Raw genomic sequence first — 21,985 nt, 5'->3', positions numbered from 1 at the left:
CCGCCCTTTTTACTCCACCTTTGGGATCACGCGCGCCGGAACGCGACGCCGGTCTTTTCCTTCAGCTCGTCATCGCTGACACCCGGTGCAGCCTCGACCAGCACCAGGCCGTTGTCGGTGACATCGAATATGGCCAGGTCGGTGATGATGCGATCGACCACGCCCACGCCCGTCAGCGGCAGCGTGCACTCGGGCAGGATCTTGTGCTCGCCGTTTTTGGCGGTGTGCTCCATCAGCACTACCACGCGCTGTACACCGGCCACCAGGTCCATTGCCCCGCCCATGCCCTTGACCATCTTGCCCGGCACCATCCAGTTGGCCAGGTCGCCCTTGTCGGTGACCTGCATGGCGCCGAGGATGGCCAGGTTGATATGGCCGCCACGGATCATCGCGAACGAGTCATGGCTGCCGAAGTAGCTGGCGCCGGCGCGCGCCGTGACGGTCTGCTTGCCGGCATTGATCAGGTCGGCGTCCACTTCGCTTTCGGTCGGGAACGGGCCGATACCGAGCAGGCCGTTTTCGGACTGCAGCCACACGTCCACGCCTTCGGGAATGTGGTTGGCCACCAGCGTCGGCAGGCCGATGCCCAGGTTCACGTAGGCGCCATCGGTCAGCTCGCGCGCGGCGCGCTGTGCCATCTCATCACGGGTCCAGGCCATTTCAGTTCCCCTCCTGACGCACGGTGCGCTGTTCGATGCGCTTCTCCGGCGTTGCGTTCAAAACAATGCGGTCCACATAGATGCCCGGCAGGTGTACCTGGTCTGGATCGATACTGCCCACCGGCACGATCTCCTCCACTTCAACCACACAGACCTTGCCGGCCATCGCGCAGGCCGGGTTGAAGTTGCGCGCGGTCTTGCGGAACAGCAGGTTGCCGGCCTCGTCGGCCTTCCACGCCTTGACCAGTGACACGTCGGCCTTGAGTGCGGTTTCCAGCACATAGTGCTTGCCGTCGAACTCGCGGGTCTCCTTGCCCTCGGCGACCACGGTGCCGTAGCCGGTCGCGGTGAAGAACGCGGGGATACCCGCACCACCGGCACGCAGGCGCTCTGCCAGGGTGCCCTGCGGGTTGAACTCCAGCTCCAGCTCGCCGGCCAGGTACTGTCGCTCGAATTCCTTGTTCTCGCCCACATAGGACGAAATCATCTTCTTGATCTGCCGGGTTTCCAGCAGCTGGCCCAGGCCGAAACCATCGACGCCGGCATTGTTGGAAATCGCGGTCAGGCCCTTGACCCCGCTGTCGCGCAACGCGGCGATCAGCGCCTCGGGAATGCCGCACAGGCCGAAACCGCCCACCGCAAGGGTCTGCCCATCGGCCACGATACCGGCCAGTGCCTGGGCCGCGCTGGCAAATAGCTTGCCGCGCTGCCCGGCGGGGATTGAGAGATCGCTCATCGCATCACGCCCACTGTCAAAAGGATGCCCGCATTCTAGCCATTGTCCGCTGCCAGCCGCCTTGGACCTTCGTCCAGCCCGCAGACAGCCAAGTACAGCGTGGCCGACTAAACTAGGCCTCTTTCCGACCCGCAGGACGCAGACACATGCCCCTTCCCGCCTTCAAGGCCTATGACATCCGTGGCCGCGTGCCGGCAGAACTCAATGAGGACATGGCCCGCAAGATCGGCAAGGCGCTGGCGGCGGAACTGGGCGAAGGCCCGGTGGTGCTGGGCCACGATGTGCGCCTGACCAGCCCGGCATTGCAGGATGCGTTGGCCGCAGGCCTGCGCGGCGAAGGCCGGGAGGTCATCGACATCGGCCTGTGCGGTACCGAGGAGGTCTACTTCCAGACCGATCACCTGGGCGCAGCCGGCGGTGTGATGGTCACCGCCAGCCACAATCCGATGGACTACAACGGCATGAAGCTGGTGCGCGAACAAGCCCGGCCGATCAGCTCAGATACCGGCCTGTTCACCATTTCCGATGCGGTGGCCGCCGATCAGTCGCAACCGGCAGCTCCGCGCGCGGGGCAGACCGCCAACCACGACAAGCATGCGTATATCGAACATCTGCTCAGTTACGTGGATGCTTCGGCGCTGAAGCCGTTGAAGCTGGTGGTCAACGCCGGCAATGGTGGCGCCGGTGCGATCATCGACCTGCTTGCCCCGCACCTGCCGCTGGAATTCGTGCGCATCTGCCACGAGCCGGACGGCAACTTCCCCAACGGCATCCCCAACCCGCTTCTGCCGGAGAACCGTGCCGCCACCGCCAATGCGGTGCGCGAACATGGTGCCGATTTCGGCATCGCCTGGGATGGCGACTTCGACCGCTGCTTCTTCTTCGACCACAACGGCCGCTTCATCGAAGGTTATTACCTGGTTGGCCTGCTGGCCCAGGCAATCCTGTCGCGCAATCCGGGCGGCAAGATCGTCCACGATCCGCGCCTGACCTGGAACACGGTGGAAATGGTCGAAGCAGCCGGTGGCGTACCGGTGCTGTGCAAGAGCGGCCACGCCTTCATCAAGGAAAAGATGCGTGCCGAAAACGCCGTCTATGGCGGCGAGATGAGTGCGCATCACTACTTCCGCGAGTTCGCCTATGCCGACTCGGGGATGATTCCCTGGCTGCTGATCGCCGCACTGGTGTGCAGCAGCGGCAAGTCGCTGGCCGAACTGGTCGAGGACCGCATCGCCCGCTTCCCGTGCAGCGGTGAAATCAACTTCAAGGTCAGCGATGCCAAGGCTGCGGTGACCCGAGTGATGGCGCACTTCGCCGACCAATCACCCACGCTGGATCACACCGACGGCATCAGCGCCGATTTCGGCCAGTGGCGCTTCAACCTGCGCAGTTCCAATACCGAACCGCTGCTGCGGTTGAATGTGGAAACGCGCGGTGACGCCGCGCTTCTGGAGCAGCGCACCCGTGAACTCTCCGAACTGATCTCAGCCTGAGGACCACCATGAGCCAGATTCTGCCCGTGATTCTTTCTGGTGGCTCCGGCACCCGGCTGTGGCCGCTGTCGCGCGAAGCCTATCCAAAGCAGTTCCTGCCTTTGACGGGTGAGCACACCATGCTGCAGTCCACCTGGCTGCGTGTCGCCGATGTGGCCGCACAAGCGCCGATCGTGGTGGCAAATGAAGCCCATCGTTTCGTCGCCGCAGAGCAGCTGCAGCAGGTAGGCACCACGCCATCGGCCATCCTGCTGGAACCGGTGGGCCGCAATACGGCTCCGGCCATCGCAGCGGCGGCGCTGGAAGCTCACCGTGATGGAAATGACCCCTTGTTGCTGGTTTTGCCATCGGATCACCTGATCCTGGATGTGGAACAGTTCCACCAGGCAATTGCCGTCGCAGCGCAGCTGGCCGCGCAGGGCAAGCTGGTCACCTTCGGCATCCAGCCGACCGCACCGGAAACCGGCTATGGCTACATCAAGGCCGTTGCCGGCAATGGCCCGCGCGCCATCGACCGTTTCGTCGAAAAGCCCGATCTGGCCACCGCACAGGCCTATGTGGCTTCCGGCGAGTACTACTGGAACAGTGGCATGTTCCTGTTCCGCGCCTCGCGTTACCTGGAAGAACTCGGCCGATTGCAGCCGCAGATACTCGCTGCCTGCCGCGATGCCTGGAACAAAGCACGGCGCGATGCGGACTTCATCCGCCTGGATGCCGAGGCTTTCCAGAGCAGCCCGTCCGATTCCATCGACTACGCAGTGATGGAGAAGACCGCCGATGCCGCCGTCGTGCCATTGGATGCGGGCTGGAGCGATGTCGGCTCCTGGACGGCCCTGCGTGACGTCTCCACGCAGGATGCCGACGGCAACGCGCATCGCGGCGATGTCATCGCCATCGATTGCCGCAACACCTTTGCCTACGGCGACAGATTGATCGCGATGGTGGGCCTGGACGATGTGGTCGTCGTTGAAACTGACGACGCCGTACTGGTCGGCAAGAGCGACCGCATGCAGGAAGTGAAGGATGTGGTCGCACGCCTGAAGGCCGATGGCCGCAGCGAGGCCACCTGGCACCGCAAGGTCTACCGCCCATGGGGTGCATATGACTCGATCGACCATGGCGAGCGTTTTCAGGTCAAGCGCATCACGGTCAAACCCGGCGGCACCTTGAGCCTGCAGATGCACCACCATCGGGCCGAGCATTGGATCGTGGTCAGCGGCACCGCCGAAGTCACCCGCGGCGATGAAGTGCTGCTGCTCACCGAGAACCAGAGCACCTACATCCCGCTGGGCGTCACCCATCGCCTGCGCAACCCGGGCAAGCTGCCGCTGGAACTGATCGAAGTGCAGTCGGGCAGCTATCTGGGCGAGGATGACATCGTGCGCTTCGAGGATACGTACGGTCGCGCCTGAGCCGCCGGCATCGTTCCCATGAAAAATCCCGGGCATGCCCGGGATTTTTCATTTCCGCTTATGCCTTGGCGGAAGCCAGCTCACCAATGACGCGATGCAGGCCCTGCTCCCACGGCGGCAGCACGATACCGAAGTCCTGCTGCAGCTTGCGGTTGTCCAGTACCGACCACGATGGACGTTTGGCCGGCGTCGGATACTCGGCGCTGCTGATCGCATGCACCGTTGGTGTCTTCGCAAGCAGCCCGGCAGCCTTGGCCTCGTTGAAGATCGCCTCGGCGAAACCGTGCCAACTGGTCTGCCCGGAGGCCGTCAGGTGCCACGTGCCAGAGAGCTGATCCGGGTGCTGCAACGCCTTTACGGTCACGTCGGCAATCAGCGCTGCCGGTGTCGGCGTGCCTACCTGATCGGCCACTACGCGCAACTCATCGCGTTCGGCACCCACGCGCAGCATCGTGCGCAGGAAATTCCCGCCATGCGAGGCGTAGACCCACGCGGTACGGAAGATCAGATGACGGCCGCCGGCTGCACGAACCGCTTCTTCGCCATCGCGCTTGCTGGTGCCATACACGCCCAACGGCGCAGTCGGCTCGTCCTCGCGGTACGGCGCGGTGCCTTCACCATTGAAAACGTAGTCGGTGGAGTAATGCACCATCGGCACGTCATTGGCCGCGCACCAGCGGGCAATCGTGCCCGGCGCCTGCGCATTGGCGAGGGAGGCCGCGTCTGGCTCCATTTCGGCACGATCCACCGCTGTGTATGCGGCGGCATTGATCACCACCGAAGGACGCAGCCGGTCCAGCAACGCCGGCAGGCTTTCGGGCTGGCCAAAGTCCGCGATTTCGCAATCGCGGCCATCGGGCAGCTTGCCGCTGCGCGTGGTCGCCGTGACCGTTCCGAGCGGTGCAAGGGCGCGCAGCAACTCCTGGCCTACCTGACCGTTGCCACCGAAGACAAGTACGGTCACAGTTGATAAACCGGCAGGCGGTCCTCGGCGATGTCCTTCAGGAAAGGCGCCGCCTCATCCTTGGCGGACAACGTCGGCGCACTGATCGGCCAATCCACGCCGATGTCGGCGTCGTTCCAGCGCACGCCGGCGTCGAATTCCTTCAGGTACACCTCGGTGCACAGATAACTGAACACCGCACGCTCGGAGAGCACGGCAAACCCATGCGCGAAGCCTTCCGGAATCCAGAACTGACGCTTGTTCTCCGCGCTCAGGACAACCGCCTCCCAACGACCGAAGGTCGGTGAGCCGCGACGGATATCCACGGCGACGTCGTACACCTCGCCCTCCAGCACGCTGACCAGCTTGCCCTGCGGGCGCGGCCACTGATAATGCAGGCCGCGCAGCACGCCCTTGCTTGAAGCGGATACGTTGCTCTGCACGAACTTGTCGGGCAGACCCAGCGCTTTGAAGCGCTCGGCATTCCAGGTCTCGAAGAAGAAGCCACGCTCGTCACCGAACACGGCCGGCTCGATCACCACGCAACCCGGCAATGCGGTTTCAATAACTTTCACGGCACCACGCCCCGTTGAACGAGCTTCTGCAGGTATTGTCCATAGCCATTCTTCAGCAATGGCGCCGCCAAAGCCTCAAGCTGCTCCTGATCGATCCACCCTTGACCAAAGGCGATTTCTTCTGGGCAGCACACCTGCAAGCCCTGTCGGGTCTGGATGGTCTCGATGAAATTGGATGCCTCCAGCAGCGACTGATGCGTGCCGGTATCCAGCCACGCGTAGCCACGTCCAAGCGCTTCCAGGTGCAGATTGCCTTCGCGCAGGTAGCGTTGGTTGAGGTCAGTGATCTCCAGCTCACCACGTGGTGATGGCTTGAGCTCTGCTGCGTAATCGCTGGCCAGACCATCGTAGAAGTACAAACCGGTCACCGCATAATTTGAACGCGGATTCTGCGGCTTTTCGACGAGATCAACGACCTTGCCTGCCTTGTCGAATTCGGCCACGCCATAGCGCTCGGGATCGTTGACCCAATAGCCAAAGACGGTGGCACCCTGCTCGCGCTGATCAGCATTGCGCAACACTTCACGCAGGCCGTGGCCATGGAAGATGTTGTCACCCAGCACCAGGCAGCTCGGCTTGCCGCCGACAAAATCGCGACCAATCAGATACGCCTGCGCCAGGCCATCCGGACTCGGCTGCACTGCGTACTCGATGTTCATGCCCCACTGCGAACCATCACCCAGCAACTGCTGGAACAGTGCCTGCTCATGCGGCGTATTGATGATCAACACGTCGCGAATGCCAGCTAGCATCAGCACGCTGAGCGGGTAATAGATCATCGGCTTGTCGTACACCGGCAGCAGCTGCTTGCTGACGCCCTTGGTGATCGGATACAGCCGGGTGCCGGAGCCACCGGCCAGGATGATGCCCTTGCGTTGCGTCATTTCAGGTAACCCTTGTTCAGAACGTCGCGTTGATCAAGCCGCTGTACCGATGCGCTGCAGGCGATAGCTGCCATCCAGTACTCCCTGCACCCACTGCTGGTTGTCCAGGTACCAGTCCACGGTGAAAGCGATGCCTTGCTCAAAAGTATAGGCCGGCTCCCAACCAAGTTCGTTCTTCAGCTTGGAAGCATCGATGGCGTAGCGTCGGTCATGGCCAGGGCGATCCGCGACATAGGTGATCTGGCTGTTACGGGGTTGCCCATCCTCACGCGGGCGACGCTCATCGAGCAACGCGCAGATGGCCTGCACCACTTCGATGTTCTGCTTCTCCGAATTGCCACCGACGTTGTAGGTCTCACCCACCTTGCCCTTGGCCAGTACAGTCCGGATCGCCGCGCAGTGGTCGGTGACGAACAACCAGTCACGCACCTGCTTGCCATCGCCGTACACGGGCAGCGCTTCGCCAGCCAACGCCTTGGCGATCACCAACGGGATCAACTTCTCGGGGAAGTGGTATGGGCCGTAATTGTTGGAGCAGTTGGTCGTCAGCACCGGCAAGCCGTAAGTGTGATGGAACGCACGCACCAGGTGATCCGAAGCCGCCTTGGATGCCGAGTACGGTGAGTTCGGCGCGTAAGGCGTGGTTTCGGTGAACTTCCCGGTTTCCCCGAGGGTGCCGTACACCTCGTCGGTGGAGACATGCAGGAAGCGGAATGCATCCGCCCTGTCGGCTGGCAACGCCTTCCAGTAATCACGCACCGCCTCAAGCAACCCCAAGGTACCGACAACGTTGGTCTGGATGAAGGCACCAGGTCCGTCAATCGAACGGTCAACATGGCTTTCGGCCGCGAAGTTCAGCACTGCATCGGGCTGATGCTCAGCCAGCAGACGCGCGACCAGCTCGCGGTCCCCGATGTCGCCCTGCACGAATACGTGATTCGGATCGCCTTCCAGCGCGCCCAGCGTCTTGAGATTGCCCGCGTAGGTCAGTGCATCAAGATTGATGACACGGTTGCCCTTGCCCACCGCTTCCAAGACAAAGTTGCCGCCGATAAAGCCGGCACCGCCGGTCACAAGCCATGTGGTCACTCGATGGTTCTCCTGATATTCGGCTGCCAAAGGCAGCGGGCTAATCCCACAAGCATATAACGAGCCTCCTTTCAGAGGCTGCACCGTTGACAACGCGCGCCTCATGGCGTCAATTTGTCCGGACATTTAAGTTGCAACACAGCTGCACCATACGCATTCGCATGGTGCCACCTTCCCAGCTAGAATCGGGAACAATTCTCAAACCCGGCCCACACCGGCCCCCTCAGCAACCGAAGGATCCCGCAGCACATGAAAATCCTCGTCGCGTACAAGCGCGTGGTGGACTACAACGTCCGCATTCAGGTCAAGCCGGATGGTTCCGGCGTGGTTACCGACGGCGTCAAGCTGTCGCCGAACCCGTTTGATGAAATCGCACTGGAAGAAGCCCTGCGCCTGCGCGACAAAGGCATCGCCACCGAGGTGGTGGTTGCCACCATCGCTCCGGCCGACGCCCAGGCGCACCTGCGCAACGGCCTGGCCATGGGTGCCAACCGCGCCATCCACGTGGTCACCGACCAGGCCATCCAGCCGCTCACCGCCGCTCGCACCCTGCTCAAGCTGGTGGAGAAGGAACAGCCGGACCTGGTCATCCTTGGCAAGCAGGCCATCGATGATGATGCCAACCAGACCGGCCAGATGCTGGCCACGCTGTGGGCGCGCCCGCAGGCCACCTTCGCCTCCAAGGTCGAGATTGCCGACGGCAAGGCCACGGTGACCCGCGAAGTCGACGCCGGCCTGGAAACGCTGGAAGTCGACCTGCCGGCGGTGATCACCACCGACCTGCGCCTGAACGAGCCGCGCTTCATCAAGCTGCCGGACATCATGAAGGCCAAGGCCAAGCCGCTGGAGACCTTGCAGTTGGCCGACCTGGGCGTTGAAGCCGCCGACACGTTCAAGACCACCCACTACGCCGCGCCGGCAAAGCGCAGCAAGGGCGTGATGGTCAAGGATGCCGCCGAACTGGTGGCCGCACTCAAGCAGAAGGGGTTGCTGTAATGGCCAAGATTCTCGTCATCGCCGAACACCTGGACGGCAAGCTCAACAGCGCCGTCGCCAAGACCGTTTCGGCCGCCACCGCCGTCGGTGGTGAAATCGACGTGCTGGTGTTGGCCGCCGACCCGGCCGCCATTGCCGCCGAAGCGGCACAGATCGCCGGTGTCAGCAAGGTGCTGACCCTGACCAACCAGGCCAATGAGCACGCCCTGGCCCAGGTGCAGGCCCCGCAGATCGCCAAGGCCGCCGCGGGCTACAGCCACGTGTTCGGCGCCTCCACCACCACCGGCAAGGACCTGGTCCCGGCCGTGGCCGCGCTGCTCGGCGTCAACCAGGTCTCCGACCTGATGAGCGTGGAAGGCCCGCACACCTTCAAGCGCCCGATCTACGCAGGCAACGCCATCATCACCGTCGAGGTGCCGGCCGACCAGGTGGTCGTGGCCACCGTCCGCGCCGCCTCCTGGCCGGAAGCTGCCAAGGGCAACAGCGCCCCGGTCGAAGCGATCAGCGTCGACGCAACCCTGCCGTCGCACACCCGTTTCGTCGGCCTGGCCGCGGGCAAGAGCGACCGCCCGGACCTGCAGAGCGCCAAGCGCGTGGTTTCCGGTGGCCGCGGCGTCGGCTCGGAAGAGAACTTCAAGGTGATCTACCAGCTTGCCGACAAGCTCGGTGCAGGCGTCGGTGCCTCGCGTGCCGCCGTGGATGCCGGCTATGTGCCCAGCGACATGCAGGTCGGCCAGACCGGCAAGATCATCGCCCCGGAGCTGTACATCGCCGTGGGCATCTCCGGCGCCATCCAGCACCTGACCGGCATCAAGGACGCCGGTACCATCGTGGCCATCAACAAGGACGGCGACGCGCCGATCTTCGAGATTGCCGATATCGGCCTGGTGGGGGATTTGTTTGCCCTGCTGCCGGAGTTGGAAGCGGCGCTGGGTTGAGAACCATCGGGAGCCGGGCGCATGTCAATCCACATGTCCGGTCCGCGCTCCCCGCTGGTCCATTGTGCTTTTGATGGAGGAGCCCGAACCGGGCTCCGATCGCAGGGACGTACCGTGGCAATGAGAATGAAACACTTGATGCACTCCACCGCGGGCCTTTCTGGATGATCGTGGGCAGCGGTTTGATCGCGCGTGCCTTTCAGGGTTTCGCCGACGATCAGGACACCATCATCTTCGCATCGGGCGTATCCAATTCCGGCGAGCGCGATCCAATCGCCTTCTCGCGGGAACGCGAGCTCTTGCATCATTTTCTTGAGCAGACGAGCGGTCGCCTTGTGTACTTCGGCAGCTGCAATGTGGTCAATCCCGACCAGAATTCGCCCTATTTCGATCACAAGCGCGCAATGGAGCAGCTTGTCATCAGCTCAGGCAAAGGTCTGGTGCTCCGGCTACCCCAGGTTGTTGGACATACCCGCAACCCCAACACGCTGACCAACTACCTGCGCGACTGCATCGTTCAGTCTCGTCCCCTGACGCTCTGGACTCACGCACAACGCAACCTGATCGATATAGACGATGTTGCCTCCATCGCAACGAACCTGCTTTCCTCGGCAGATACCCCCAGCCTGGTCTCCATCGCATCACCCTGGTCGCTGGCCATGCCACATCTTGTGTCGTTGTTTGAACAGGTGCTTGGAAGAAAGGCCATAGTCGAACTGATCGAGTGCGGCGAACACATGAACATCGACAGCGCGCTGGCGGAAGCCGTAGCCCGCGACATCGGGCTGGATTTTGGTCCAGACTACCCACTTCGCGTCATCCAGAAGTACTACGGCAGCCCACATGAAGCCTGAAATCTCTGTCGTCATTCCGGTCTACGGCAGTGCAACCATCCTCCCGTCCCTGGTGGAAAAACTTGAGGAAGCGCTACGCGCTGCCGCGGGGGAAAACGGGTTCGAAGCAGTGCTTGTGCATGATCATGGCCCGGACAATTCCTGGCAGGTTCTCAAGGCCCTGGCGGCCGACCGCCCTTGGCTGAAGGGCGTCAACCTGCGTCGCAATGCTGGCCAGCACAATGCCGTCATGGCCGGCTTCGCGCATGCATCGGGCCGCTATGTGATCACCATGGATGACGATCTGCAGCACGACCCCAATGATATTCCCCGGATCGTGGAAGCCCTCAAAGCCGGCGCGGACCTGGTCTATGTGCACTTTGAAGCGCGCCAGCATGCGCTCTGGAAGCGGCTTGGCAGCGCCTTCAACGATTGGGTCGCCAGCCGGCTGCTGAACAAGCCCGCAGGCCTGTACCTTTCTCCGTTCCGCGGCATTCGCAGCGAGGTATGCCAGACATCGCTGGAGTATCGCGGGCCCTTTGTCTACGTGGATGGATTGCTGCTGCAGTCCACCAGCAACATCACCTCCATCACGGCGCGCCATCACCTCCGCCAGGATGGAAAATCCGGCTACAGCCTGCGCAAGTCGGTCGCCCTGTGGCTGCAGATGGCCACCAGCTTTTCGATCGTGCCACTGCGGTTCGTCTCCCTCGCCGGCATTGCAGCCTCAGGAGGAGCCTTCCTGTTTGCGAGCATCGTGGTCGCGCGGAAGCTGATGAACCCTGACCTGGCAGTGGGCTGGTCCTCGCTGATCGTAGCCATCATGTTCATGGGCGGCCTGCAACTGCTTGCCCTCGGCGCCATCGGCGAATACACCGGGCGCATCCTGCTCAACGTCAACAATCGCCCGCAGTACGTGATCGGCGAACGCCTGAACTTGAACAAGGAAGGCAATACCGATTGAGTTACATCCGGCGCCGCAGCCACAAGTAGGCCAGGCGCCGGGCCCATGCCATGAGGCGTGCCTTGAGATTGCCGCGGCGCACCTGCGCACGGCTCGCCAGTCCAGGATGCTCACGCGCGAACGACTCGTGGAAAGCGATCGCCTGCTCAGCCTGCTGCCGCATCAAGCGCACACTCCATTGGCTGGCGCTGACCCGGAAGCTCGCCAACACCTCTGGCAGGGCAACGACGTCGCCCCGTACCATGACATTGCTGTAGCTGGCCTGGTCGATCAGATACGGGAAGCGCGAATCCCACCAGCCGGCCTTCTCAAGCTCTGCCCTGCGCATCATGACGCAGCATGGCTCACCGAAAATGTTCGTGCCTGCCAGGATCGAGGCCAACGCGGCCTGACGGCCGGGGATGCAACCCGTCAAACCGGCCAGACCACGCGCCTTCAGCAACTGTCGGCCCGCAGCGTCGACGAGATCGCGACGCGAGGCGACGAACACCGCACTGGGATGCCTATCGAATGCCGCCACCTGCGCGCGCAGCGCCTGCGGCGCAAGCAAGTCATCGCCACACACCAGCTTGATCAACTCCCCCCTGGCATGCTGGCTTACCCGGTTCCAGTTGGCTTGCGCACCACCACCGGACGGTGTCGGTTCAAGGATGCGTACCCGTGGATCGGAGGCAAAGCGCGCAATGACCTCCCCCGTGCCGTCTGCGGAAGAATGGTCTGCAATGATCAATTCAAAATCATCGTAGTCCTGGGTCAGGACGGAACGAATCGTTGCCTCGATGTCGCGCACATTGTTGTACGCCGGGATCACCACGGAGACCCTCGCGGCACGCTCCAATCCAGCCTGCATATTCACACCCTTCTAAAAGAAAAATACTTGTGTCCCAGGTAGTTGAACACCACGACCACGAAGGTAATCGCGATCTGGGTAGGGATGGGCGGGAATCCAGCCCCCTCAACCAGCAGCGTCAGCGCCCCGGCATTGATCATGAAACTGACCACGTTGACGCCAACAAAGCGAAAGAAGTCACGCAGCACGTGGCCACTCACTCGAAACACAAGGTGTCGGTACACATTGAACACGAGCAACAGGGATACCACCCAGGCAATAAACAGACTTGCCGCCGAGGGCACCTTGGGCCCGAGTGACCAACTGAGAAAGGCGAACAACGCAGTGCTGAACACCGTGTTGACGCCCCCCACCAGCAAGAACAACACGCGTTGATCCTTGATCAGCCGCTGGAGAGGCCCCGCCTCGCCGTCGAACATCGCCTTCCGTGACTTATCTCTATCGGCCATGGCTCAAGGCACTGCGCAGCGGACCGAGAAACCGGTCACCAAAGCGCCCAGCTCCGGCTCATCCGCGGTACCGGCAGCGGCGGGTGTCTGGTCTGGAGCCGGCGCTGCAATCAGCCTCAATGCGGACTTGCTCCCGGCCTTGCCTAGCTCGACCATCGTCGTCTTGCCGGGCAACAACAACCATTGGCTCGAGGCCTCGCCGTCACGGCGCACTTCGATCCGTCGCGTATGAAACACTCCGGGAACGTACATGCTGGCGACGAAATCGCACGAGCACGTGCTCGGCAGCAAAAGCTCGCCCTCGGTCTTCAACCATCGCCCCTGTTTTTCAGGCCTGCGCCAACCTTGGCCATAGGCGACATCTTCCGTCAAGCACTGCAGTTCCGGATGACCTTCGAAGATGGAAAGTTGTCGCTCGCGCATGATCTCCGCCCCCTTCCGCGCGTGGGCAATCGGTGACTGCAACAGCGCTGCCGCATTCTCATCGGGAACCGAGTTCAACAGGGCACGATTCATATCCGCAAAAGCCAACGCCCGATAAGGGCCCGCACGCCATTCGTAGTAGTACGTCCCCAGATGCAACACACCAACGACCGCGAGCATGGCCCAGACCATCACAACAGGCACCTTGGCGGGAACCTTTGCAGCGCCCAAGGAACACAACTCTCGGGTGGTGATCCAGACCACGCCGATCAATCCGAGCACCAGATCCATGTAGTAGCGCGACGCCATCACCCCGCCCGGGCCGTCTGCACCGCGCGCAATGGTCACTGAAACAGCAACCAGCGCCGCGTACAGGATGAGGTAGATCGGCAACCGGGACCCTGGAGCACCGCGCCGCAGCCAGCTCAACGATGCGATGAGACCGGTCACCAGCATGCCAGCGCCGGCAACAGCGATGACCCACACGGGAAGAATCTGGGTAATCGCGGCCGGGTTGCCGACGGTGGAACCCAGCGCATACAGGGTAATCAGCGGAGTATCGGCAAGGTCCAGCGTGTCGATATCCACTGCCGCATCCGTCACTGTACCCAAGGCCAGATACACGCCGAATGCGGCCAGCAGTGATACGCAGGGAAGTACGCCATACCAACGACCGGTCGCACGCCACGGCGGAATGAAGGCCAGCACCTGCAGGGCAAGCACAGCACCGATGAAGGAGTAGTTCCAGCCCATCCCCACCACCAGCACCACCACCGGAGCCCACAATGCAAGCACGACACTCCACAACATCGGATATCTGGATTCACCAGACAGCAGCCAGGCGTGCAAACAGAAGAACGACACGAAGCACAGGTTCTTCACCCAGAGCGGCAATCCCAGATCCAGGGTAAACAGCTCGAAGCCCGCCCAGCTGTAGCACAGGCCTGCCACGGTGACGGACACACCCACTGCGATCAGCGCATCACCGAAAGAGTTCAGTTGCCGGCGATTGTCACGGCACCAAGCAAGGATCAGTATCAATGCCACAGCCGCAATGACCACACCGGTCAACTGATTGATCAGCATCACATCCAGGTCGAACAGGCTGACATTGGCCAGCAGGAACAACTGGTTTACAAAGCCTCTGTGTGACGACCCTTGCCCCCAAAAATCCGACGTGGACAGCGTACCGGCTTCCCATTGGTCCAGCTGAAACAGCAACCGCAACGAATCCATGTACAAAGCATCTGGATGCGCCCGCACCAGGTAAAGCTGATGCATCAATGCAAACGCCATTACGGCAACGATGCCGGCGCCAATCTGAAAGCGAGGGGATTTCCAAAGATCGATCAAATTCCTGGTCGTCGACAACGTTGTCAAAACACAGCTCCAGGACAAATGGGGAGGGGCGCAACGGGAGGTGCGCTCGGTGCCTTATGGTAGAGAATCGGATCGCCATCAGCCAGCATTCGGGCCGTGGAAACGCCCCACAATGACTGCGAACGACGCTGAAAAGGAAAAATTGAATCGTGTCAAAAAAGGCGCCCCTGCGGGACACAATACAGGGCACCCACCCACCTATTGGCCAGCCGACTCAACGCCCGGAAAAGGACTCCTGCTTCGCTCGAAGACTTTGCCGTCCGCCGCCCCCGCCGCCGCCGTCGGCAGGCAACCGCGACGGAACAACTACGCCAGTTCGCTCGCCCCACCCAATGAACATGCCTCATGCGTCATCAGGCAGAAGACCCCCGCCATGCAGGCTGGCGCAAGGCCTCTCCTCCATCGCCCCAGAACGCGACATGCTCTCCACATAATGCCATGTGAAGGGCCGCCGCCGCGTGACGAGCCCCTCACCAGCAACACAGCCAGATTGGTGGATACGAGGAGCACCTGTCAGATGCGTCAAGCCGATGCAGCCAGGATCGCCGGGCCGCCAGTGGAATCCTGAAGGGCCGCCAGATGCAGACATCCATGCCTTACGCTGACTGCACCTTCGATCGCCCCCCTACCTTCCTGGGCGCTGCCAAGGCGCCCGCCCTACCCTTGCTGGCGCTTCCCGGTGCGACCGATCAGCGGGACGTCAGCATACTCTTGACGCAGCGCAGCCTATTGCCGTCCGACGGTGCACGAAGGCGCTGTCACCACAGCTGAGCCCAAGAGTGCCCCGGCACCATCCTCGAACCAAAGCTTCATTCCCTCTGCCGCCCATGGCCCCGTGGTGGACTCTCCGGCTGGGCCACTGACACTCCAAAGCTGACGCTCCTGCTCATCCTGCTGGACGAACACGCGTACACCGTCGCTGCCAGAAGCGCGCGCCCAAGTCACCTTGACCACGCCATGCCGCATACCGCCAGCTTCGCATGTACCGGTTTTGGCTTCTGCGACAACCCTGCCCATCCCCACTCCATCCAACATGACCTCGAGCGGACCCGCCAAGGCTGGCGGCGCTTCTCCAGCAGATTCGCCTTGGACCGTGCCATCCCCTCTCACCTGCATCCGCCCCAACTCGGCGACTACGCCCCCCCCGCAAATGACCTGCACTGCATGGCTTCCCGCCTGATTGATCACGCCTGGCGTCGGCCAAAGCCCGGCCAGCACTTCGCCAGATCCCACGACAGGCGTCGTCACCGCACCGATGCGCAATTGCGGGCTACCCTGGATCCGGTCGACCTTGAGCCATGTTGCGCTCAACCCGGACTCCTTCTGCTTGTTGAACTGCGCGCCGACCACCCCATCCTTCGGCCCCCAATCGCTTACTTCCAAGAGGCAGCTCCCGGTTCCGAACTGCATGGGAGTGGCGGCATTCATCCACGCTCCACCAGCTCCAGCGAAGATCTGCCGTGAATCCGTGAGAAGCGCATTACGCAGCGCACGCTTGCGGTCATACAGATGGACCGCTTCAGCACAGGCAGTTCCTACTTCGGGCTGATCCTTGCAAAGACTCCATTGACCCTTGTCACGAGTAATCACGTTACCGAGAAACCGCGTACTGTCCTTCGCTCTCTGACCCACCATGTCATCGGTCAGATAGGGCAGGCGCGCCGGTGTCACACCAAGTGCGCGCGCAATGGCAACAGGAAGGAACTCCAACGGCATCGTGCCCACGTCCACAGCCCCCTTTCGCCCGTCGATGAACACAAGCGGGGTCCTGGACATCGCAACCAGCGTGTCAGCACCATCAAATGGCCGACTGTTCGTATTGATGCCTGATTGGGCATAAGGCCTTTGATCGGGAGGCATGGTCGGCGCGTGGTCGCCAAAAGCAACGATCAGGGCATCCGGGTCATCTCTCCGCACCTCATCCACCCAGTCCATGAATGCCTTGCTGGAGTAGGCAAGCGCATTAGCATAGTTCTCGACTCCTTCATTGAACGGCTCAACCCGCACCAACGGCGGACGTCGCTCCTTGTTCAATTGGTAGGGGTAATGCGAACTGATTGTGACCAGATAGTTGAAATAGGGGCTGGCGCGATCGTAGCGCGCTACAACCTCCCGATTCTGCCTATAGAAACTCGCGTCATTCAGAAAGACCCCATCCAAGTCATCGCGAACAAACGCCGGATAGGCATTGAAATTGGCGAACCCCAGGTACTTGTAAGCGGTGTCACGCCCCCATGAGTCCTGCCGGTTCGAGTGCGAGGCGAGCGTGTCGTAGCCAAGCTCACGCAGCATGCGGGGAAGACAGGGCAGCACATCCTTCAACCGGTTCTGGAAGACGGCGTCTTCCGTGGCAGGTAGACCGCACAGCGCTTCAAACTCCGCATTTGCAGTGAGATGCCCAAAATGAGGCGTCATCACACCGGAATTCCCTCCGTCCTCCAACAGCTTCCTGAAGCGTGGATCAAAAGGATCTCGACTGAAATGAAACGCCTTGAAGTTCATCGGATCCCAGAAGGTCTCCAACAGCACCAGGTGCACATTGCGTCGCGAGGCAAGTTGTGGACGGGAATCCAGATGCTGACCGTCAAGGATGTCACGTCCCTTCAGCGCGAGTTCGTACTTGCGTGCGCGCTGGTCGAGCAGGAACTGCATCCCGCCGCGTCGCTGCAGATGGGTGACGTAGTCATTGGCGTTGTTACCGAGAATTGAATCGACAAACCTGGCTTCCCATGGCGCCGCTTGGTAGAGGAAGGCAGGAAGCATCAGCGCCGCCAACGCCCACAACCAACGCTGAGGCCGGCTGGGCCAAACCCCGTACAGCAACACGGTCCCGAGCAGGAGCAGGAGCATGACGACCACACAGACCTGCCACGTCTTGAGCACGCTCATCAGGACGCCCACCGTGGAAATGTCACTGAAGAAGAGCGGCGAACCGAGCGCCATCAGCTTCAATAAGTGGAAACCCTGGAACACCAGGATCCAGATGGACAGTGCCGCGAGCAACTGACGGCGACTTACGCCTGCTCCACGCACCAGCAGGGCAAAGACGCCTGCGAAAAACACATCAAGCAGCAGACCAGGAATACCTGGCGGGCCATCAAGTACCAGCCAACTCAACACTGCGATCAGTACGCTACCGAGTATCGCTGCAGACAACGCGAACCAAGTGCTAACGCGCGTACCGTTGGATCCTTCACCACCCGTGATTTTCTTCAACTTACAACATTCCCGTCACACTTTCTTAACGCCCGATGATATCAGACGAGGAGAGTGTTTCTTCATGTTGAAAGCGGCGGTTCGCCCATCAATGGACACGGCAACTATGAATACGCCCGAGCACTCTCTCTACCCAATATGTACATCACTTCGCCTGTCTCCGACGAAGAGAGAATCTCAATGTTCTCCGCCACTGCATTCCAGATGCGATCAGCTATCGGAACGTCGGCTTGGCGTGAAGAACCAGGCATTTCCACAACGAAAGCCCACGTTTTTCCAGCAAGGGCATGCACCTGGAAGCCAGCAGGTTCAAAAATGTTGCGAGCAGCGGTGACAGACCAGCACGTGATGTGCCCGCGAAAATAAGGGTCCAGATAACCAGGATCTTCGTTACGCACGTAATCCGTGAGCCCGGTATTGAACAGGTACAATGAACCTGGCACGGAGACCTTGGCCATCGCCGCAGCAACAGCACGGGCCATGGCGGGCGTCAGATGCTCCAACACTTCCACGCAGATGCCGCATTCGAATGAAAGCTCGACGTCCGCCAGATCCGTGCAGAGATAGTTGGCATTACCTGTTCGGTACTCTGGCAGCGGGGGGAACTTTTCCACGCCATAGAATCGATGCGCACTGTGCGGAAGGTAACGGGCAACTGCGTCAAGCAAATAACCAGGCCCAGTCCCGATGTCGATGAATCGATTCACAGGGATGGTGCAGTAGAGCAAGGCCTCTGCCAGGCGTGCCAGAGATGATCCATAGGAGCGCTGCCGCGCCGATGCCAGCTCTGCAGCCCAGTACTGTTCATCATATTCCCGGGAAGCAAGGCCTTGATCGATACGATCCAATAGCAACGGGTCGGCGAATATGAAGTCACAGGTATCGCATGCATGGTATGCAACCCCGTCCACATCCCGGAAATGCGGCACGCCGCATCCGCACAAGGGGCACTGAGCCAGGACTGGCGCTTCTGGCACAGACTCCTCTTCAGGGGCCTCCATCAACTCACCGCCTACGGACTCGCCCCCCCTTGCCGGCAGTTCAAGTGGCTCAGCCTGCTGCTTGAGTCCATCGGCTTCGTCAGGCGCTGCTCGTTGCTCTTGGCTCACACTGCATCTCCCGGGCGATATCAAGAAACCAGAAATTCTTGGCCGGAATCTGCCCATGGTTCGCGCAGTCCAGGCTCTACTCCAAAACGAAAAGCAAGAAGTCTAGAAGCGAAAAGCGAGAAGCGAAAAGCGAGAAGCGAGAAGCGAGAAGCGAGAAGCGAGAAGCGAGAAGAATAACAGGGCGATCAACCGACGCCCAACACGTACTCCTGAGCCTGCCTGAGGCTACCTGCATACAGCACGTCCGTCATCCGCGATGACGGCTGCTCAAGGGGATCTTCAATCTGAATGCACATGCCCACACCGGCTGCGCGTCCCGCCTGCATGTCTGAGGCTTTATCACCAATCATCGCCGATTCGGCAAGATCAATATCCATATCCTGCGCTGCGGCCAGAATCATTCCCGGCCGCGGCTTCCTGCATTCACAATCAACCCGATAGACACCTTCACCGGCACTGGGATGATGCGGGCAATAGTAGACACGCAGAATATTGATCCCTCTCATGGAGAACTGCTGCAGCATCCAGTCCGTGTACTGGGCAAACTGCTCCTCCGAGTAAAAACCTCGGGCAATACCAGCCTGGTTGGTGACCACGACAAGAGCGTAGCCTGCAGCTTCCGCTGCACGACACAGGTCAAAAATCCCATCCACCCACTGCGTACTTTCCGGCGTATGCACATACCCGAAGTTGACGTTGATCACACCATCCCTGTCCAGCAGAAGCGCGCGGCGCGTAGCCGACAGAGGGAACGCAGCAGACACGTTCAAAACCGGCTTGGCAACCTGTGCGCTCACCGCTCCTCCCGGGCGAATATCTTCTGCGCACGGTTAAAGTCCTCGGGGACACCGATATCAATGAAGCCCGCGGTGTCTTCCATGGCACCAACGCTCCCTCGTGCCACCCAGGGTTCAAGCACTTCCTGCTCGAACGAGAAGCGATCAAGCCCAGGCAACGCCGCCAGGCCCTGCTGAGTCAGGAAATAACAGCCCGCATTGATCAGGCCCGGCCCGCCGCCGCCCTTTTCCCTGAAGCGCTTGACTCGACCAGCTTCCACATCGGCAGCGCCATAGCGGCCGACGTCAGGCACAGCGGCCAACGCGATGGCGATCGGCAAACCTTCTGCTGCCTGCTCCAGTGCCGTCGGCGAGTACTCCAGGTAGGTATCTCCATTGCAGATATGCAACCCTCTGCCCGATGACAACCGGGCCGCCTGGGCGATGGCGCCCCCTGTACCCAATGGCGTTTCCTCACGCGAGTAGACAACGTCCATCCGCCCCCAGCGGACACCCACGAACTGCTCCACCTGCTCACCCAGATAACCTGTGGCGAGAATCACGCGACGCATTCCCGCCTCTTCATAGCGCTCCAGCAGGTAAGCCAGAAAGGGCCGCCCTGCAACCGGCGCCAGCGGCTTGGGCACATCCGGGACGGCAGAGCGGAGACGAGTGCCCAGCCCACCAGCGAGGATCAGAACATCATCGACTGCCATGTCAGCGCGGGAACATCGAGCTTTCAATCAAGGCGCAAAGCAGATGCCCAATGAACTCGTGACCTTCCTGGATCCGGGGCGTTTCCGTCGAAGGAATGCGGAAGCAGATACCGCAGCGATCCTTCATGTCACCGCCCTGCTCACCGGTGAAGCCAATCACATGCACACCCTTCTGCTCGCAAGCATCAATTGCCCGCATGATGTTCTTGGAGCGGCCAGACGTGGAGATCGCCACGAACACGTCGCCCTCCTGGCCCAGCGCTTCGATCTGGCGGGCAAACGTATAGTCGTACCCATAATCGTTGCCGATCGCTGTCAGGATGGAGGTATCGGTCGTCAACGCGATCGCCGGCAGGCCTGGACGGTCGTAGTAGAAGCGGCTTACCAGCTCACCAGCCCAATGCTGGGCATCGGCGGCGCTGCCACCGTTGCCGGCGAACAGGATCTTCTTGCCCGCCTTCAGCGCCGACACACACAATGCAACCGCCTCTCCGATCTGCGCGCGCAGCGCCTGATCGTTGGCCATCGCATGGAAGTTCGCCAGTGTCTTGTCGAACTCGGATTGTACGAACTGGTTCATCCCAGTTTCCATGAGCATGCTCCCTGATCTGTAAAGTGGGTATCGAACACGGTGCCACCGGCACCGCTCAGTGCGCGCACCAGGCCCACGCGATGGGCCGGGTCGCACAGGAACATCATGAAGCCACCACCGCCGGCGCCGGAGACCTTGGTGGCACGCGCGCCGTGGCGCATTGCCAATGATTCGATCTCGTCGATCATCGGATTGGAGATGCTGCTCGCGCTCTGCTTCTTGGCTTCCCAGCCCGACTGCATGACGCTGGCCAGCCGGGTGAAGTCGCCGCGCAGCAGCGCTTCCTTCATCTGCGTGGCTTCAACCTTCAACCGATGCATGGCATCGAGGGAGTCGGAGCGGCCTTCACGGATGTTGCGCGACTGCTCATCAATGATCTTGGCGGAGGCGCGCGATACGCCGGTGAAGTACAGCACAAGGCCCGATTCAAGCTCGGACCAGATCCAGCTTTTGATCCGAAGCGGGTTCACGATGACCCGGTCTTCGGCGTAGAACTCCATGAAGTTGAAGCCACCGAACGCTGCGGCGTACTGATCCTGCTTGCCACCGGACAGGCCCAGATCGTTGCGCTCGATTCGGTAGGCAAGCTGAGCGATCTCATACTCACCCAACGGCAGTGAGAAATATTCTGCGAACGCAGTGACCAGAGCCACGACCATGGTCGAGGACGAGCCCAGGCCCGAGCCTGGCGGGGCATCGGAATGCGCGCGAATCCGCAACGGCGGACGCACTCCCCCGAGGTAATCCTCGCTGACTCGTAGATACACGCCCTTCATCAACTGCAGGGGACCAGCAGTGGCGACGACATCCTGCGGCGCAAGGCGTTCGCTGACATCGGCATCCTGTGCGTGGAACTCAACTTCGCCGCTGGACGAGGAATCCAACGTGGCATAGGCGAACTTGTCGATGGTTACGTTCATGACAAATCCACCGAACTGGTCACAGAACGGGG

At 61.3% G+C, this 21,985-nt stretch carries 21 protein-coding genes; 6 read left to right on the top strand and 15 right to left on the bottom strand.

Annotated features, from left to right (window positions below; all coding sequences use genetic code 11):
- Nucleotides 1–26: 26 nt before the first annotated feature.
- Together LR961_RS03830 and LR961_RS03825 are read right to left on the bottom strand one after the other, a co-directional pair.
- Nucleotides 27–659 (bottom strand): CoA transferase subunit B, encoded by a 633-nt coding sequence (locus tag LR961_RS03830; protein WP_232147127.1) that lies wholly within the window; start codon nt 657–659, stop codon nt 27–29.
- 1 nt (nt 660) lies between these two features.
- A complete protein-coding gene (locus LR961_RS03825) occupies nt 661–1,395 on the bottom strand; it encodes a CoA transferase subunit A (RefSeq protein WP_232147126.1) in 735 nt (244 codons plus the stop codon).
- Nucleotides 1,396–1,541: 146 nt separating this feature from the next.
- Here LR961_RS03825 and LR961_RS03820 point away from each other — a divergent pair, with 146 nt between their 5' ends.
- Together LR961_RS03820 and LR961_RS03815 are read left to right on the top strand one after the other, a co-directional pair.
- Nucleotides 1,542–2,888 (top strand): phosphomannomutase, encoded by a 1,347-nt coding sequence (locus tag LR961_RS03820; protein WP_232147125.1) that lies wholly within the window; start codon nt 1,542–1,544, stop codon nt 2,886–2,888.
- Nucleotides 2,889–2,896: 8 nt separating this feature from the next.
- Nucleotides 2,897–4,300, top strand: a complete 1,404-nt coding sequence (locus LR961_RS03815) for a mannose-1-phosphate guanylyltransferase/mannose-6-phosphate isomerase (RefSeq protein WP_232147124.1) — start codon at nt 2,897–2,899, stop codon at nt 4,298–4,300.
- Between the two features lie 58 nt (nt 4,301–4,358).
- On the opposite strand, the gene rfbD is transcribed toward LR961_RS03815, so the two are convergent.
- The 4 genes from rfbD to rfbB are packed head-to-tail and all read right to left on the bottom strand — an operon-like array spanning nt 4,359 to nt 7,791.
- A complete protein-coding gene (rfbD, locus tag LR961_RS03810) occupies nt 4,359–5,264 on the bottom strand; it encodes a dTDP-4-dehydrorhamnose reductase (RefSeq protein ID WP_232147123.1) in 906 nt (301 codons plus the stop codon).
- Nucleotides 5,261–5,818, bottom strand: a complete 558-nt coding sequence (rfbC, locus tag LR961_RS03805; RefSeq protein WP_232147122.1) for a dTDP-4-dehydrorhamnose 3,5-epimerase — start codon at nt 5,816–5,818, stop codon at nt 5,261–5,263. Before rfbC ends, rfbD begins: the two co-directional genes overlap by 4 nt.
- On the bottom strand, nt 5,815–6,702 hold the full coding sequence (rfbA, locus tag LR961_RS03800) for a glucose-1-phosphate thymidylyltransferase RfbA (RefSeq protein ID WP_232147121.1): 888 nt from the start codon (nt 6,700–6,702) through the stop codon (nt 5,815–5,817). Before rfbA ends, rfbC begins: the two co-directional genes overlap by 4 nt.
- Before the next feature lie 33 nt (nt 6,703–6,735).
- The gene (rfbB, locus tag LR961_RS03795; protein ID WP_232147120.1) at nt 6,736–7,791 is read right to left on the bottom strand and encodes a dTDP-glucose 4,6-dehydratase; all 1,056 of its coding nucleotides are present in this window, start codon (nt 7,789–7,791) and stop codon (nt 6,736–6,738) included.
- A gap of 249 nt (nt 7,792–8,040) precedes the next feature.
- Between rfbB and LR961_RS03790 the strand changes: the two genes are divergently transcribed.
- From LR961_RS03790 to LR961_RS03775, 4 genes are all read left to right on the top strand, one after another.
- Complete coding sequence (locus LR961_RS03790; RefSeq protein ID WP_057627298.1) at nt 8,041–8,787, top strand: electron transfer flavoprotein subunit beta/FixA family protein; 747 nt, start codon at nt 8,041–8,043, stop codon at nt 8,785–8,787.
- Nucleotides 8,787–9,725, top strand: a complete 939-nt coding sequence (locus LR961_RS03785) for an FAD-binding protein (RefSeq protein ID WP_232147119.1) — start codon at nt 8,787–8,789, stop codon at nt 9,723–9,725. The genes LR961_RS03790 and LR961_RS03785 overlap by 1 nt, the downstream gene beginning before the upstream one ends.
- A 164-nt stretch (nt 9,726–9,889) precedes the next feature.
- Nucleotides 9,890–10,579: an NAD-dependent epimerase/dehydratase family protein gene (locus tag LR961_RS03780; protein ID WP_232147118.1), complete on the top strand. Its 690-nt coding sequence runs from the start codon at nt 9,890–9,892 to the stop codon at nt 10,577–10,579.
- The gene (locus LR961_RS03775) at nt 10,569–11,522 is read left to right on the top strand and encodes a glycosyltransferase family 2 protein (RefSeq protein WP_232147117.1); all 954 of its coding nucleotides are present in this window, start codon (nt 10,569–10,571) and stop codon (nt 11,520–11,522) included. The genes LR961_RS03780 and LR961_RS03775 overlap by 11 nt, the downstream gene beginning before the upstream one ends.
- Nucleotide 11,523: 1 nt before the next feature.
- Here LR961_RS03775 and LR961_RS03770 read toward each other — a convergent pair whose 3' ends face one another.
- The 9 genes from LR961_RS03770 to LR961_RS03730 all read right to left on the bottom strand — a co-directional run bounded on the left by LR961_RS03770 (nt 11,524) and on the right by LR961_RS03730 (nt 21,953).
- Nucleotides 11,524–12,336 carry a glycosyltransferase family A protein gene (locus LR961_RS03770; RefSeq protein ID WP_232147116.1) on the bottom strand — a complete coding sequence of 271 codons (813 nt, stop codon included), beginning with the start codon at nt 12,334–12,336 and terminating at the stop codon, nt 11,524–11,526.
- 38 nt (nt 12,337–12,374) lie between these two features.
- Complete coding sequence (locus LR961_RS03765; protein ID WP_232147115.1) at nt 12,375–12,791, bottom strand: GtrA family protein; 417 nt, start codon at nt 12,789–12,791, stop codon at nt 12,375–12,377.
- A 33-nt stretch (nt 12,792–12,824) separates the two neighbouring features.
- Nucleotides 12,825–14,624, bottom strand: a complete 1,800-nt coding sequence (locus tag LR961_RS03760; protein ID WP_232147114.1) for a hypothetical protein — start codon at nt 14,622–14,624, stop codon at nt 12,825–12,827.
- 726 nt (nt 14,625–15,350) lie between these two features.
- Nucleotides 15,351–17,840: an LTA synthase family protein gene (locus LR961_RS03755; RefSeq protein ID WP_232147113.1), complete on the bottom strand. Its 2,490-nt coding sequence runs from the start codon at nt 17,838–17,840 to the stop codon at nt 15,351–15,353.
- Nucleotides 17,841–17,944: 104 nt separating this feature from the next.
- Entirely contained in the window at nt 17,945–18,949 is a 1,005-nt protein-coding gene (locus tag LR961_RS03750; protein WP_232147112.1) for a methyltransferase domain-containing protein, read from the bottom strand.
- 185 nt (nt 18,950–19,134) lie between these two features.
- Nucleotides 19,135–19,746, bottom strand: a complete 612-nt coding sequence (locus LR961_RS03745) for an HAD family hydrolase (protein WP_232147111.1) — start codon at nt 19,744–19,746, stop codon at nt 19,135–19,137.
- Nucleotides 19,743–20,441: a nucleotidyltransferase family protein gene (locus LR961_RS03740; RefSeq protein ID WP_232147110.1), complete on the bottom strand. Its 699-nt coding sequence runs from the start codon at nt 20,439–20,441 to the stop codon at nt 19,743–19,745. The genes LR961_RS03745 and LR961_RS03740 overlap by 4 nt, the downstream gene beginning before the upstream one ends.
- Before the next feature lies 1 nt (nt 20,442).
- The gene (locus tag LR961_RS03735; RefSeq protein WP_269670540.1) at nt 20,443–21,021 is read right to left on the bottom strand and encodes a D-sedoheptulose 7-phosphate isomerase; all 579 of its coding nucleotides are present in this window, start codon (nt 21,019–21,021) and stop codon (nt 20,443–20,445) included.
- Entirely contained in the window at nt 21,018–21,953 is a 936-nt protein-coding gene (locus LR961_RS03730; protein ID WP_232147109.1) for a dehydrogenase, read from the bottom strand. Before LR961_RS03730 ends, LR961_RS03735 begins: the two co-directional genes overlap by 4 nt.
- Nucleotides 21,954–21,985 lie beyond the last annotated feature (32 nt).

The sequence above is a fragment of the Stenotrophomonas sp. SY1 genome (assembly GCF_021202945.1).
Taxonomy (GTDB): domain Bacteria; phylum Pseudomonadota; class Gammaproteobacteria; order Xanthomonadales; family Xanthomonadaceae; genus Stenotrophomonas.
The sequence above is the reverse complement of the archived record's forward strand: the minus strand, read 5'-3'. Positions and strand labels throughout refer to the sequence as shown.